The organism is Stenotrophomonas sp. P5_A9, assembly GCF_056400525.1.
Window position 1 is genome coordinate 1 of the sequence record NZ_JBFULC010000033.1, and the last position, 14113, is coordinate 14113.

Consider the following 14113-nt stretch of genomic DNA (forward strand, 5'->3'; position numbering starts at 1 on the left):
GGGCAGATGATGCACCACCTGACCAATCCTGCCGACCATGGCGGCGAAGCCAGCCAAGCACAGTGCTCCGTCCTTGGATCCCGTATCGCTCCTGGGCCTTTTTGTAGGTCAGTTCCCCGCGCTCGACCTGGTCGACCACCGACAATTTGAAGGCCAGCGAGTAATCCCGCTGGCTGCGCCTGAGTGTTGAATCCATTGAACATTCCTCTTCCTGTGGGAAAAGGTGTCAACCCAATTCAGGACGGGTCACGGGCAAGAAAAAAGCCACCTGGATGACCAGGTGGCTTTCGTCTTGGTGGGCTGTCAAGGATTCGAACCTTGGACCTATTGATTAAGAGTCAACTGCTCTACCAACTGAGCTAACAGCCCGAAAATCGGGAGGCGAATTATGCTGGATTTCCCACCGGGGATGCAAGCACTTTTTCTAAACGAATGAGAAACACCGCCCCGTGGCAGAGCCGGGCTCTGCCCGGCCGGCAGAGCTGCGATCCTGCTCGTTTTTAMGTGGCTGCCGAGCATGGCTCGGCACTACCGGTGCTTGCGGAATCGCAGGCAAGAAAAAAGCCGCCTGGCGGACCAGGCGGCTTCTGTCTTGGTGGGCTGTCAAGGATTCGAACCTTGGACCTATTGATTAAGAGTCAACTGCTCTACCAACTGAGCTAACAGCCCTGAAAACTCAGGCGCACATTGTAGCGTGTGTGCTGCCTTTTGCAACTCTGATTCACTTTCGGTGAACCAGTTTGAATCAGTGGGGTGGCTGAGGGGACTCGAACCCCCGACCACCGGAATCACAATCCGGAACTCTAACCAACTGAGCTACAGCCACCACTGAAAACTTTGCTTCCTGACGCATGCACCCGATGGTGCGCCCGACAGGAATCGAACCTGTAACCGCCGGCTTAGAAGGCCGGTGCTCTATCCAGTTGAGCTACGGGCGCCCTGGCTGGATTATCGCATTTCAATCCTGTTTTGAGCAGGCTTGGTCGGGGTAGAGGGATTCGAACCCCCGACATCCTGCTCCCAAAGCAGGCGCGCTACCAGACTGCGCTATACCCCGGTGGTAAATCCCTCGAGGTTCCCCCCGAAAGAGTCGGCTATTGTGGGAATCTGCGCAGCATCTGTCAACGCTTATTTCACGTTGTCGTACACGTCGCGTCCCGACCGCTGCGTATCGGCTATGCTCGCCGCAGCGGTCGGATGGCCGGAACCCTACCCCTTCAAGGAGATTGGCAATGCGCAGCGGCAATCCCGCACTTTCCGAATCGACGTTCCTGGATCTTGCCAGCGGCTCGGTAGTGACCTCGCCCGACCAGGCAATGACCATCAACGGCACCGTCAACAAGACCGGCCTGCTGCTCCTGTTGACCGTGCTTACCGCAGCCTTCGCCTGGAGTCAGTCGGTGGATGCCGCTGGCCTGCCGACCGGCGGGGCAATGCTGTACACCGTGGCCGGTGCGATCGGCGGCCTGGTGCTGGCACTGGTGACCATCTTCAAGAAGGAATGGTCGCCGGTCACCGCGCCGATGTACGCGCTGGTCGAAGGCCTGTTCCTGGGCGCGATCTCGGCGGTGTTCAACGCCAAGTTCCCGGGCATTGTGATGCAGGCGGTGATGCTGACCTTCGGCACGATGTTCGTCATGCTGGCGGTGTACCGCAGCGGCCTGATCAAGGTCACCGAGAACTTCAAGCTGGGCGTGGTCGCGGCCACGGGCGGCATCGCGCTGCTGTACCTGGCTTCGTTCGTGCTGAGCTTCTTCAACATCAATGTGCCGATGATCCACCAGGGCGGCTGGATGGGCATCGCCTTCAGCCTGTTCGTGGTGGTGGTGGCCGCGCTGAACCTGGTGCTGGATTTCGACTTCATCGAGAACGGCGCCGAAGCCCGCGCACCCAAGTACATGGAGTGGTACGGCGCGTTCGGCCTGATGGTCACGCTGGTGTGGCTGTACGTGGAATTCCTGCGCCTGCTGTCGAAGATCCAGCAGCGCTGAGCCGCTCGATCCGCACCTTCAAGAGGGCGCCCCCGGGCGCCCTTTTTCATGCGCGCTCGCCAGCCGCCGAGCCCGCCCCGCCCGTCTGCCCGGYGTAATGCGCGGCCAGGTAATCCACCAGCGCGCGCACCTTCGGGGCAAGCGCACGCGCATGCGGATACAGCGCGAAGTAGCGGCGCTGTCCGGCGTGCCAGCCGGGCAGCACGCGGATCAGGCGACCGGTGCGCAGATCCTCCTGCACGGTCAACGCGGTGAACAGGCTGATGCCCATGCCCGCCAGCACGGCGGCATACAGCGCCGGGGTGGCATCCACGTGCAGTCGCTGGCCGGCCTCGACGCTGGCGCTGGCCCCGCGCGGCCCCTGCAGTTCCCAACGCGCAGCGGTACCGGCCGGGCTGAAGGCCAGCAGCGCGTGTTTGTCCAGGTCAGCGGCCTGCCGCGGCAGGCCATGGGTGGCAAGGTAGGCCGGCGCGGCGACCAGGATGCGCGGGCAGCTGGCCAGTTCACGGGCAACCAATTGGCTGTCCGGCAGCGTTGCGGCGATGCGCAGCGCCAGGTCGAATCCACCGCCGACCACGTCGACCAACTGGTCGTCGGCGGAAAGGTCCAGCGCCACCTGCGGATAGCGTGCAAGGAACCCCGGCAGCCAGTACGGCAACTCCTGGCTGGCCACCACCTGCGGCACGGTGATCCGCAGCCGTCCGCTGGGCGTGGCCTGCCCTGCACGGGCACGGTCATCGGCCTGGTCCAGCCGCTCCAGCAGCGCCACGGCCTCGCGGTAGTAATCGCGGCCGGCCTCTGTCAGCGACAGCCGTCGGCTGTTGCGGTCGAGCAACCGGACCTGCAGGTGCTCTTCCAGTTGCCGCAGTTGCCGCGACATGGCCGAGTGGGTGGTGCCCTGCCGCTCGGCGGCAGCGGTGAAACTGCCGGCGTCGACGATCGCGCGCAGCGCACGCAGGGCGGCGAAGTGATCCATCGGCAGGCAGCTCCGGTTGGCAGGGCCCGCCGGATGCGGGCCCTGCCAGCTTATCAAGCGCCGTCGCTCGACTTGCGCACCGGCAGCGCCAGGATCGCCTCGGTGGCCATGACATCGCCGAACGCGTCGTCGATCTGTGCCAGCGACGCTTCGTGCAGCGCGCGGTGGCCGATGCGCTTGCCGCCGGCCAGGTCGAGGTCGCGGCTGGCGCTGGCGTCGGAGGACACGATCACCCGATAGCCGCGCGGGGCCGCGGCCGCGTCACGGGCGGCGCCCACCACGCAGGCATGGGTCTGCAGGCCGGTGACGATCAAGGTGTCGATACCGGCGTCCTGGAGCACCTTGTCCAGCGCGGCGGCCGAGGCGCCGGCGAACACGCTCACGTTGTCCTTCTGGATCACGGTTTCGCCGCTGCGCGGCTGCATGTCGCGGTGGAAGGCCACATTGACGCTGCCCTGAGCGAACAGCGGCGCGCCGGCCGGCAGCACATGCTGCACGTGGATGACGCGGATGCCGTTGGCATCGGCGAAGTCGACCACACGACGGGCCTGGGCCAGCGCGGCCACGCCATCGGGAATGACCATGCGGCCGCCGGCAAAGCCCGGGGCGGCACTGGCGTCGAAATACTCGTTCTGGAAGTCGATCACCAGCACCGCGGTTTTTGCGGCATCCAGCGCGGTAGCGCTGGGCGCACCGGCCAGCTGGCGGATGGTGGGATGGCTCGGTTCGGCGGCAACCGCCGGGGCGATGGCGGCCATGCCGATCAGACTGGCCAGGCCAAAGGTGGTGAGGTTCATGGGAGTGCTCCTGTGCGTGGAAGGTGGGCACAGGATGCGCGCCGACCTGTGCGCCCACCAGCCATCTTCCTGCACGCCATCTGTGCGGGAACTGCACAGATAACGTTCCAGGCACGCCAACGCAACGGGGCGCCCGAAGGCGCCCCGCTGTGGATTCACCAGTGTCGCCGGACCGCTTACAGGCGGCTGGCGATGGCCTGGGCGAAGCCCATGGTGTTGCCGGTGCCGCCCAGGTCGCCGGTCAGCGAGTCCTTGGCTTCCAGCGTGGCCACGATGGCCTTGCGCAGGCGCTCGGCGTTGTCGGTCTGGCCGACATGGTCCAGCATCTGCGCGGCTGCCAGCAGCAGCGCGCACGGATTGGCCTTGCCCTGCCCGGCGATGTCCGGCGCGGTGCCGTGCACGGCTTCGAAGATGGCCGCGTTCTCACCGATGTTGGCGCCCGGGGCCAGGCCCAGGCCACCGACCAGACCGGCGCACAGGTCGGAAATGATGTCGCCGAACAGGTTGGTGGTCACGATGATGTCGAACTGTTCCGGACGCATCACCAACTGCATGCAGCAGTTGTCGACGATCATTTCCTGGAACTCGATTTCCGGGTACTTGGCCGCCACTTCGCGCGCCACGGCCAGGAACAGGCCCGAGGTCGACTTGATGATGTTGGCCTTGTGCACGGCGGTGACCTTCTTGCGGCCGGTGCTGCGGGCCAGCTCGAAGGCGTAGCGCACGATGCGCTCGGAGCCCTTGCGGGTGATACGGGTGCCCGAGAACGCGGTCTCGCCATCGGCCGACACTTCCTGGCCTTCGGCCAGGTAGGCGCCTTCGGTGTTCTCACGCACGGTGATCAGGTCCACGCCGTCGCCAAAGCGCGACTTGGTGTTCGGGAAGGACACCGCCGGACGCACGTTGGCATACAGGTCGAAATGACGACGCAGGCTGACGTTGATCGAGGTGAAGCCGCCACCGACCGGGGTGGTCAGCGGGCTCTTCAGGGCGATCTTGTTGCGCGCGATCGATTCCAGCGTGGAGGCCGGCATCAGGTCGCCGTGCTTTTCCAGCGCGACCAGGCCTGCGTCGGCGTCTTCGTATTCAAAGCCGGTGTCCAGCTTGCCGAGCACGAACAGGGTAGCGTCCATGATCTCCGGGCCGATGCCGTCGCCGCGGATGACCGTGATTTTCTGCGTCATTGATGTGTAGTCCGAACCGAGGGGGAGCGCCGTCCGTCAGCTACGCGGAGCACGGGCGCAAGGGAAGTTTCATCGGCAATTATGCCTGACCCGCCCAACGGACCCAAATCCGCCATTGGTGGTAGTGACGTCCGCTGGCCGGCAACAAGGCGGTCCCACCCCACGGTAGCCACCGACCGTCGGTCGGTGGGCACACCTTGTCGAACATGAACGAAAACCCGCCGGCGCGTCGCCGGCGTCACCCGGGGCGGGCCGCACGGCGGCCCTGGACCTCAGTGTTCGTGAACGGCCGGGGCGTCCGCGCCGCCTTCGAGCTGGTCGAGGAAATCGACGGCGCGGCGCAGGTGCGGGATCACGATCGAGCCGCCGACCACCAGGCCGACCGAGAAGGTCTCGAAGAACTCTTCGCGGGTGACCCCGGCGTCCTTGCACTGGGCGACGTGGTAGCTGATGCAGTCATCGCAGCGCAGCACCATCGAGGCGACCAGGCCCAGCAGCTCCTTGGTCTTCACATCGAGCGCGCCAGCCTGGTAGGTCTGGGTGTCGAGCGCGAAGAACCGCCGCACGACCTGGTTGGGCTCGCCGAGGATGCGCTGGTTCATGCGCTGGCGGAATTCGGTGAATTCGGCGATGCGATCCTTGCTGCCGTCGTCGGCCGCGCTCATGCCGGGCCCTGCCCGGCCAGCAGCGGCTCCAGCTTGCCGGCGCGATGCAGGGCCATCATGTCGTCGTAGCCGCCCACATGGACGTCACCGACGAAGATCTGCGGCACGCTGGTGCGGCGGGTCTTGGCCATCATCTTCTCGCGCTCGACCGGATCCAGGTCGATCCGCACTTCGGTCCAGTCGCGACCCTTGCTCTTGAGGAAGTTCTTGGCAGCCACGCAGTAGGGGCAGACCGCGGTCGAATAGATGGTGATGGCAGGGGCCCCACCCGGGTTGGACGCAACATCTTGGCTCACGGGAAACTCCACGGACAAACGAGTGTCTGTACATGGTAGCTGGCTGCTGGATTTTCCACGTCATCACCGCAACACTGTGGATTAACCGCAGATTTGCATGGCGCCTGTCACGCTGCCGCCTGGTCCCCTGCCCCGCCCGTCCTGGAGCTTCGATTGCGCCCTCTGCTGCTCTCCGCCGCGCTGACTCTCGCCCTGGCCGCGCCGTTGGTGTCCGCGCAGGAGTCCAAGCTGCCCGACATCGGCTCCTCGGCCGGTGAACTGCTGACCCCGGCCCGCCAGGCCGAATACGGCGGGATGATGCTGCGCGAGCTGCGCAACTACGGCTACCTGCTGGACGACCCGCTGGTGGACGACTGGCTGCAGACCATGGGCGCCCGGCTCGGCTCCAACAGCGCCCAGCCGCGCCAGTCGTACACGTTTTTCATGCTCAAGGACCGCCAGATCAACGCCTTCGCCACCCTGGGCGGGTACGTGGGGGTCAACGCCGGCCTGGTGCTGACCGCCGAGCGTGAGGACGAGGTGGCGGCGGTGCTGTCCCACGAAATCGCCCATGTCACCCAACAGCACGTGCTGCGCGGGGTGGAACGGGCCCAGCGCGACCAGATCCCGATCCTGCTGGGCATGCTGGCGGCGGTGGTCGCCGCGCAGCAGGCCGGCGGCAATTCCTCGGGCGATGCGACCATGGCCGCGATCACCTCCGGCATGGGGCTGATGCAGCAGCGCCAGATCAACTACACCCGCAGCAACGAATCCGAGGCTGACCGCCTGGGCATCCGCACCCTGGCCCGCAGCGGCTACGACGTGGATGCGATGGCCGGCTTCTTCGAACGCATGTCCGCCTCGATGCGCGGCAATGCCGGCGGCTACTCGGTACCGGACTTCCTGCAGACCCACCCGGTCACCACCACCCGCATCAGCGAGGCCAAGGCCCGCGCCGAGCAGATGAAGAAGGACACCGTGCTGCTCACCACCGAGGTGCCCGGCGGAGTCCGCCAGGAGCGGGTGAACCCGGCCGATCCGGCGTTGTCCGATCCGATCGTGCGCGGCAACAATCCAATGCTGCCGGCCTCGATGCAGATCTCGGTCAACAGCCTCAGCCGCGGCGCCACCGGCCAGTTCGAATGGGCACGCGAGCGCTTGCGCGTGCTCAGCGCCGATACCCCCGGCGATGTGGTGCGTGAATACGAAAACCTGCAGCGCGCGCAAAAGCAGGGGCTGACCCAACCGCAGCGCTATGGCCTGGCCCTTGCGCGGCTGCGCAACAGCGGCGCCGGCGAGGCCCGGCGCGACCTGACCGAGCTGCTGCGCGACCACCCCGACAACCTGTGGGTAGCGCTGGCGCTGGGCGAGGCCGAATCGCGTTCGGGCCAGCCGAACCAGGCCAATACGCGCTTTGAGACGCTGCTGCGCCAACACCCGGGCAGCCGTCCGGTGGCGCTGACGTACGCGGAGATCCTCAACGAACAGGGGGGCCGCGAGGCCGGCCAGCGGGCCCAGGCGATGCTGCGCCCGTTGCTGTCGCAAAGCGGCAATGATCCGGTGTTCCAGCTGCGCTACGCCCGCGCCAGCGAACTGGCCGGCGATACGGTGCGCGCCAGCGAGGCCTACGCCGAAGCGGCGTTCCTGAACGGTCGCCCGGAACAGGCGCTGATGCAGCTCCAGGCGCTGAAGAAGCAGCCGGCACTGGACTACGTGGGCCGTGCCCGGGTCGATGCGCGCATCGAGAGCATCACCCCGACCGTGCTGGAAATGCGCCGCCAGGGCATCCGCGACCCCGAGCTGGAGCGGCGCTGAGCCCGCTGGCGCCCCGGCGGCAGATGACGGCGCCATGGCAGTTGCAGGCAGTGTGGGCCAGGGCCGTCACAAACATGTCATGAAACCGTAGTCTACTGGGCTCAATCCCGGTCTGATAAGCAATACGGTGCCACGTGCAGAAACGCATTCTGATCGTCGATGACGAACCCGCGATCCGCGAAATGGTCGCCTTCGCCCTGCGCAAGGGCGACTACGACCCGATCCATGCCGGCGATGCCCGCGAGGCGCAGACGGCGATCGCAGACCGCGTCCCGGACCTGATCCTGCTGGACTGGATGCTGCCCGGCACCAGTGGGCTGGACCTGGCCCGACGCTGGCGCAAGGAAGCCCTCACCCGCGAGGTGCCGATCATCATGCTCACCGCGCGCGGCGAAGAGAATGATCGCGTCGGCGGCCTGGAAGCCGGTGTCGACGACTACGTGGTCAAGCCGTTCTCGGCCCGCGAGCTGCTGGCCCGCATCCGAGCGGTGATGCGCCGCGCCCGCGACGATGACGAAGACGGCAGCGTCGCGGTGGGTTCCATCCGCATCGACGGCGCCGCCCACCGCGTCTTCGCCGGTGACCAGCCGGTGCCGATCGGTCCGACCGAATACCGCCTGCTGCACTTCTTCATGACCCACCCCGAGCGTGTCTACACCCGCGCGCAGCTGCTGGACCATGTGTGGGGCGGCAGCGTGTACGTGGAAGAGCGCACCATCGACGTGCACATCCGTCGCCTGCGCAAGACCCTGGAACCGTTCGGCGCGGAAAACATGGTGCAGACCGTGCGCGGCGCCGGTTACCGGTTCTCGACCTCGACCTGAGTCTCGTCGGGCCGGTGCCTGGCCATTGCGCCCGGTGCCGGCCACTCCTGCTATAACCTTGGATCGCGTCCGAGGACCGCACCTTCTGCGAGACCGCAATGCCCCGCCACATCCGCTCTGCCTGGTTGAAAACGCTGGCCACCCTCGCCGCCCTGCTGCTCGCGGCCGGCGTGCTGGGCCTGGTGGTCGGACATGTATGGATGTGCATCGCACTGGCCTCCATCGGCGCGCTGGCCTGGCACTACTGGCGGCTGCGCCGGGTGCTGCGCGGGCTGACCGCCCGGCATCGCTGGGACATGGGGGACGGCACCGGCGTGTGGAACGAGCTGGACCGGCTGCTGTACCGCAACCAATGGGAAATGCGCACGCGCAAGCGACGCCTGCTGGACATGCTGCGCAGCTACCGCGCCGCCGCCGCCGCGCTGCCCGATGCGGTGGTGGTGGTGGACCGCAACAGCCAGCGCGTGCAGTGGTTCAACGAAGCGGCCACCTCGCTGCTCGGCCTGCACCACCCCGGCGATCTGGGCGAGGCGCTGGTGCAGCGCCTGCAGCCGATGCCGCTGGCCCACTGGCTGGCTGGCGGACGCAATGCCGAGCCGATCCTGGATGTGCCCTCGCCGGTCGATCCGGCCATCCGCCTCAACCTGCGCCTGATCCCCTATTCGCCCGATTACTGGCTGCTGATCGCCCGGGACGTAAGCAAGCTGCTGCGCCTGGAACAAGTGCGCCGCGACTTCGTGGCCAACGTCTCCCACGAGCTGCGCACGCCGCTGACAGTGGTGCACGGCTACCTGGACATGATGGAGCCGGAAGACTTCCCCGGCACCGGCCCGATGCTGGAAGAAATGCGCAAGCAGTCCCAGCGCATGGCCCAGTTGGTTGAAGACCTGCTGACCCTGTCGCGGCTGGAATCGCAGGAACACACCGAGGAAGAAGCGGTGGCGATGGCGCCGATGCTGGCCACGCTGCGCCGCGAGGCCGAGGCGCACAGCCAGGGCCGCCACCAGATCAGCGTGGTCGACAACGCCGGTATCGACCTGCAGGGCTCCAACAAGGAACTGCACAGTGCGTTCTCCAACCTGGTCACCAACGCGGTGCGCTATACCCCGGCCGGTGGCCGCATCGAGGTGGAACTGGCGCGCGAAGGCCAGGGCGCGGTGCTGTCGGTGCGCGACACCGGCTACGGCATTCCCGCCACCCACCTGCCGCGCCTGACCGAACGTTTCTACCGCGTATCGAGCAGCCGATCGCGCGAAAGCGGCGGCACCGGCCTGGGCCTGTCGATCGTCAAGCACATCCTGGGCCTGCACCACGCGCGCCTGGAGATCCAGAGCGAGGTCGGCAAGGGCAGCGTGTTCTCGTGCCACTTCGACGCCGACCAGGTGCGTGCACGCACCGAAACGGCCTCCCTTCCTTCTGCAGAAGACTTCTCCGCATGAGCACCCTCGTCCCGATCGCCGTGCCGGTGGACAACGATCCGCTGCGCGACCCGGCGCTGTACATCAACCGCGAACTGTCGCAGCTGGACTTCAACTTCCGCGTGCTGGCCCAGGCCATGGATACGCAGGTGCCGCTGCTGGAGCGCCTGCGCTTCATGTGCATCTCCTGCACCAACCTGGACGAGTTCTTCGAGATCCGCGCCGCCGCCGTGCGCCACGCGCAGGAGTTCGGCCTGCCACCGGCACCGGACGGGATGACCCCGCAGGCGATCCTCAACTCGATCCACGACCGCGCCGCGCAACTGGTGGACCAGCAGTACCGCTGCTGGAACGAGACGCTGCGCCCGGCGCTGCACGAGGCCGGCATCGACGTGCTCGGGCGCCACTCCTGGAACCATCGTCAGAAGCGCTGGCTGCGCGCGTTCTTCCGCAACGAGATCATGCCGGTGCTGTCGCCGCTCGGCCTGGACCCGTCGCATCCGTTCCCGAAGATCCTCAACAAGTCGCTGAACATTGTGGTGGTGCTCAAGGGCACCGACGCGTTCGGGCGCGCCGGCCACCTGGCGATCGTGCGCGCGCCGCGTTCGCTGCCGCGCATCATTCAGCTGCCGGAAAAACTCGGCGGCCCGCAGACCTATGTGTTCCTGTCCTCGGTGCTCTCCACCTTCGTCGATGAGCTGTTTCCGGGCATGGAAGTCCAGGGGGCCTACCAGTTCCGCGTCACCCGCAACTCCGAGCTGGTGGTGGACGAGGAAGAAGTGGAGAACCTGGCACTGGCGCTGCGCGACGAGCTGGTCGACCGCGGCTACCGGCCGGCGGTGCGCCTGGAGATCGCCCAGGACTGCCCGCGCGACATCGTGCGCACGCTGCTGCAGAACTTCGGCCTGACCGAGAACGCGGTCTACCGCATCGACGGCCCGGTCAACCTCAACCGCGTGATCCAGCTGTACGACCTGCTGGCCCGCCCGGAACTGAAATACCCCACGCTCAACCCGCGCGTGCTGCGCGATGGCGACGGCATCTTCGACGTGGTGTCGCGCAAGGACGTGCTGCTGCACCATCCCTTCGATGCATTCACCCCGGTGCTGGACCTGATCAAGCAGGCCGCGGTGGATCCCAACGCGCTGGCGATCAAGCAGACGCTGTACCGCACCGGCAAGGATTCGCAGATCGTCGATGCGCTGATCCAGGCCGCGCGCAACGGCAAGGACGTGACCGTGGTGGTCGAGCTGCGCGCGCGCTTCGACGAGGAAGCCAACCTGGGCCTGGCCGATCGCCTGCAGGAAGCCGGCGTGCAGGTGGTGTACGGCGTGGTCGGCTACAAGACCCACGCCAAGATGCTGCTGATCGTGCGCCGCGAAGGCCGCAAGCTGCGCCGCTACGTGCACCTGGGCACCGGCAATTACCACAGCGGCACCGCGCGCGCGTACACCGACCTGAGCCTGATCACCGCCGATCCGGATATCGGCAACGACGTGCACCTGCTGTTCCAGCAGTTGTCCGGGCTGGCGCCGCGGACCAAGCTCAAGCGCCTGCTGCAATCGCCGTTCACCCTGCACCCGGGCCTGCTGCAGCGCATCGATCGCGAAACCCGGCTGGCCGCCAGTGGTCGCCCGGGCCGGATCATCGCCAAAATGAACGCCCTCAACGAACCGCAGATGATCCGCGCGCTGTACGCCGCCTCGCAGGCCGGTGTGCAGATCGACCTGATCGTGCGCGGCGCCTGCACGCTGCGCCCGGGCGTGCCGGGGGTGTCGGACAACATCCGCGTGCGCTCGATCGTTGGCCGCTTCCTCGAACACAGCCGGGTCTACTGGTTCGGCAACGATGGCGCCGCCGAGCTGTACTGCGCCAGCGCCGACTGGCTGGAACGCAACCTCCTGCGGCGGGTGGAGACCTGCTTCCCGATCCTGGACCCGGAGCTGGCGCGAAAGGTGTACCGCGATGTGCTGCAGAACTACCTGGACGACAACCTCAATGCCTGGGAACTGCAGGCCAACGGCGAGTACGCCAAGTGCACCCCGGGCCACGACGAGCCGCCGCACTCGGCCCAGATGACGTTGATGCAGGGTCTGTAGGTGTACGCGTCATCGCGTGCGCGCTGCGGCCCCACGGCTTGCTACGCAGGCCGCTGGGCCCTCTTGCCACCACCCACAGCCCGCGCCGGTTGGTGCGCCCCCTGACTCAGGGGGCCATGCCCGCAGATGCATGGCGGTAGTGATGGCCGTTGATCGCCAGCGTCATGAACCGCTGCGACCCCACGTCGCAGCCCATGTGAAGGCCGCGCGGTGACTTCGCGCCCCACCCATCGGCTAACATTCGACCATGCCGCATACCTCCACGACTCCGCCCGCCCTGCAGGATGGCGATCTGCTCGCCGCCATCGACCTGGGTTCCAACAGTTTCCACATGGTCATCGCGCGTTACACGCTTGGGCAGCTGCGGGTGGTCGACCGCCTGCGCGAGACCGTGCGCATGGCCGACGGCCTGGATGGCAAGGGCGGCCTGTCCGCCGAGGCCCGCCAGCGCGCGCTGGAATGCCTGGCGCGGTTCGGCCAGCGCATCCGCGCGATCCCGCCGGCACGGGTGCGTGCGCTGGCCACCAACACGGTGCGCCAGCTGCGTTCGCCACATGCCTTCCTCATGCCGGCCGAAACCGCGCTCGGGCATGCCATTGAAGTGGTCAGCGGCCGCGAAGAGGCGCGCCTGATCTATCTTGGCGTCGCGCATGCGCAGCCGCCCAAGCCCGACCAGCGCCGGTTGGTGATCGACATCGGCGGTGGCTCGACCGAGTTCATCATCGGCCAGGGCATGCAGACCTTGGAGCGCGAAAGCCTGCAGGCCGGCTGCATCGCCAGCACGCGGCGTTTCTTCCCGGGCGGCAAGCTCAGCCGCAAGCGCTGGAAGGACGCGCTGACCGAGATCGGCGCCGAGTTCCAGCAGTTCGCCACCAAATACCGTTCCCTGGGCTGGCAGGAAGCGCTGGGCTCCTCGGGCACGCACAAGGCGATCAGCGAAATCTGCGCGACCATGAAGCTGAGCAAGGGCGCGATTACCGCCGAGGCGCTGCCACAGCTGCGCGATGAGCTGCTCAAGGCCAAGCGCATCGAAGACATCGACCTGCCCGGCCTCTCGGCTGATCGCCGCCCGATCATCGCCGGCGGCATCCTGGTGCTCGAGGCCGCCTTCCAGGCGCTGGGCCTGCAGAAGCTGCTGGTCAGCAAGGCCGCCATGCGCGAAGGCATCCTGTACGACATCCTCGGCCGCGCCAGCGAGAACGACCTGCGCGATGAATCGGTGGCCGCGCTGACCCTGCGCTACGGTATCGACACCACGCAGGCCGACCGGGTCGAGCGCACCGCGATGAACCTGCTTGGCCAGGTCGAGGACAGCTGGGCGCTGGACCCCGACGATGCGCGCATGCTCGGCTGGGCCGCGCGCCTGCACGAGCTGGGCCTGATGATCGCGCACAGCGGTTATCACGTGCATGGCAGCTACGTGCTGGAGAACTCGGACATCGCCGGCTTCTCGCGCCAGGAACAGCAGCTGCTGGCCGCGCTGGTGCGCAGCCATCGCCGCAACATCTCCAAGTCGGCCTTCGATGCCCTGCCCGAACGCCTGCTGCAGCCGGCGCGCCGCATGACCGCACTGCTGCGGCTGGCGGTGCTGCTCAACCGCGCCCATGAAGACACCCCGATGCCGGCGCTGGAACTGACCGCCGAGGACAGCCGGTTGTCGCTGATCCTGCCCCAGGCCTTCATCGATGCCCGTCCACTGCTGCGCGCGGACCTGATCGGGGAAGCCGAAGGCATGGCCGGGCTGGGCGTGCAGTTCCGGCCGTTCGTGGCCTGACGCCTTCCCCCGCGCGTCCGTCCCGGTCGCGCGGCCACCGCGCCACAAGACAGCCTGACCGACCCGTTGTCGGGCGCGCGCGGTCGATCCGGCCCCGGCCGTCCGGCTGACCGGTTGATGTCTCACCGTGACCGTTTGCGTGTCCGCCCCGCGCCCGGCGCGGCCATATCCGCGCCAAAACCATGTTGCTTCGCAACATGTGGATACATTCAGATACACATCGACATGCATCGCATGTGTGGGCATATTCCCAAGCTATTGCTTTTGCTGAATTTTTGCTCTCACCGGAAAGCTA

11 protein-coding genes, 5 tRNA genes and 1 pseudogene are annotated in these 14113 nt (G+C 66.9%); 6 read left to right on the top strand and 11 right to left on the bottom strand.

Going from position 1 to position 14113, the window contains the following annotated elements:
- The 6 genes and pseudogenes from AC1DR7_RS12000 to AC1DR7_RS12025 all read right to left on the bottom strand — a co-directional run.
- A pseudogene (locus tag AC1DR7_RS12000) lies at positions 1-196 on the bottom strand (IS3 family transposase); the annotation flags it as partial.
- A gap of 97 nt (positions 197-293) precedes the next feature.
- A tRNA-Lys gene (locus tag AC1DR7_RS12005) sits at positions 294-369 on the bottom strand.
- A 224-nt stretch (positions 370-593) separates the two neighbouring features.
- Positions 594-669, bottom strand: a tRNA-Lys gene (locus tag AC1DR7_RS12010).
- 80 nt (positions 670-749) lie between these two features.
- Positions 750-826, bottom strand: a tRNA-His gene (locus AC1DR7_RS12015).
- A gap of 35 nt (positions 827-861) precedes the next feature.
- Positions 862-938 (bottom strand) — tRNA-Arg (locus AC1DR7_RS12020).
- 42 nt (positions 939-980) lie between these two features.
- Positions 981-1057, bottom strand: a tRNA-Pro gene (locus tag AC1DR7_RS12025).
- A 175-nt stretch (positions 1058-1232) separates the two neighbouring features.
- On the opposite strand from AC1DR7_RS12025, the gene AC1DR7_RS12030 reads away from it, so the two are divergent.
- On the top strand, positions 1233-1991 hold the full coding sequence (locus tag AC1DR7_RS12030) for a Bax inhibitor-1/YccA family protein (protein ID WP_478051108.1): 759 nt from the start codon (positions 1233-1235) through the stop codon (positions 1989-1991).
- Positions 1992-2037: 46 nt separating this feature from the next.
- Here the strand turns inward: AC1DR7_RS12030 and AC1DR7_RS12035 are convergent, their stop codons facing one another.
- The 5 genes from AC1DR7_RS12035 to grxC all read right to left on the bottom strand — a co-directional run bounded on the left by AC1DR7_RS12035 (position 2038) and on the right by grxC (position 5909).
- Positions 2038-2967 (bottom strand): LysR family transcriptional regulator, encoded by a 930-nt coding sequence (locus tag AC1DR7_RS12035; RefSeq protein ID WP_478076500.1) that lies wholly within the window; start codon positions 2965-2967, stop codon positions 2038-2040.
- A 53-nt stretch (positions 2968-3020) separates the two neighbouring features.
- On the bottom strand, positions 3021-3764 hold the full coding sequence (locus AC1DR7_RS12040) for a cysteine hydrolase family protein (RefSeq protein WP_457318574.1): 744 nt from the start codon (positions 3762-3764) through the stop codon (positions 3021-3023).
- Between the two features lie 176 nt (positions 3765-3940).
- Positions 3941-4948 (bottom strand): isocitrate dehydrogenase, encoded by a 1008-nt coding sequence (locus AC1DR7_RS12045; RefSeq protein WP_256776272.1) that lies wholly within the window; start codon positions 4946-4948, stop codon positions 3941-3943.
- A gap of 272 nt (positions 4949-5220) precedes the next feature.
- Positions 5221-5613 carry a carboxymuconolactone decarboxylase family protein gene (locus tag AC1DR7_RS12050; RefSeq protein WP_256776270.1) on the bottom strand — a complete coding sequence of 131 codons (393 nt, stop codon included), beginning with the start codon at positions 5611-5613 and terminating at the stop codon, positions 5221-5223.
- A complete protein-coding gene (gene grxC / locus AC1DR7_RS12055; protein ID WP_256776269.1) occupies positions 5610-5909 on the bottom strand; it encodes a glutaredoxin 3 in 300 nt (99 codons plus the stop codon). The genes AC1DR7_RS12050 and grxC overlap by 4 nt, the downstream gene beginning before the upstream one ends.
- A gap of 153 nt (positions 5910-6062) precedes the next feature.
- Between grxC and AC1DR7_RS12060 the strand changes: the two genes are divergently transcribed.
- The 5 genes from AC1DR7_RS12060 to ppx all read left to right on the top strand — a co-directional run bounded on the left by AC1DR7_RS12060 (position 6063) and on the right by ppx (position 13818).
- Positions 6063-7703, top strand: a complete 1641-nt coding sequence (locus AC1DR7_RS12060; protein ID WP_457318575.1) for a M48 family metalloprotease — start codon at positions 6063-6065, stop codon at positions 7701-7703.
- A 134-nt stretch (positions 7704-7837) separates the two neighbouring features.
- On the top strand, positions 7838-8527 hold the full coding sequence (phoB, locus tag AC1DR7_RS12065; protein WP_068849561.1) for a phosphate regulon transcriptional regulator PhoB: 690 nt from the start codon (positions 7838-7840) through the stop codon (positions 8525-8527).
- Between the two features lie 98 nt (positions 8528-8625).
- The gene (gene phoR, locus AC1DR7_RS12070) at positions 8626-9966 is read left to right on the top strand and encodes a phosphate regulon sensor histidine kinase PhoR (protein ID WP_256776267.1); all 1341 of its coding nucleotides are present in this window, start codon (positions 8626-8628) and stop codon (positions 9964-9966) included.
- A complete protein-coding gene (gene ppk1 / locus AC1DR7_RS12075) occupies positions 9963-12044 on the top strand; it encodes a polyphosphate kinase 1 (RefSeq protein WP_256776266.1) in 2082 nt (693 codons plus the stop codon). Before phoR ends, ppk1 begins: the two co-directional genes overlap by 4 nt.
- A 247-nt stretch (positions 12045-12291) precedes the next feature.
- Positions 12292-13818, top strand: a complete 1527-nt coding sequence (ppx, locus tag AC1DR7_RS12080) for an exopolyphosphatase (RefSeq protein WP_457318576.1) — start codon at positions 12292-12294, stop codon at positions 13816-13818.
- Positions 13819-14113: the final 295 nt, after the last annotated feature.

What these genes read in the sequence shown, in the direction of transcription:
- phoR (WP_256776267.1), top strand. Translation starts at nt 8,626, where the DNA reads ATGCCCCGCCACATCCGCTCTGCCTGGTTGAAAACGCTGGCCACCCTC.
- AC1DR7_RS12045 (WP_256776272.1), bottom strand. Translation starts at nt 4,948, where the DNA reads ATGACGCAGAAAATCACGGTCATCCGCGGCGACGGCATCGGCCCGGAG.
- ppk1 (WP_256776266.1), top strand. Translation starts at nt 9,963, where the DNA reads ATGAGCACCCTCGTCCCGATCGCCGTGCCGGTGGACAACGATCCGCTG.
- ppx (WP_457318576.1), top strand. Translation starts at nt 12,292, where the DNA reads ATGCCGCATACCTCCACGACTCCGCCCGCCCTGCAGGATGGCGATCTG.
- AC1DR7_RS12040 (WP_457318574.1), bottom strand. Translation starts at nt 3,764, where the DNA reads ATGAACCTCACCACCTTTGGCCTGGCCAGTCTGATCGGCATGGCCGCC.
- AC1DR7_RS12030 (WP_478051108.1), top strand. Translation starts at nt 1,233, where the DNA reads ATGCGCAGCGGCAATCCCGCACTTTCCGAATCGACGTTCCTGGATCTT.
- AC1DR7_RS12050 (WP_256776270.1), bottom strand. Translation starts at nt 5,613, where the DNA reads ATGAGCGCGGCCGACGACGGCAGCAAGGATCGCATCGCCGAATTCACC.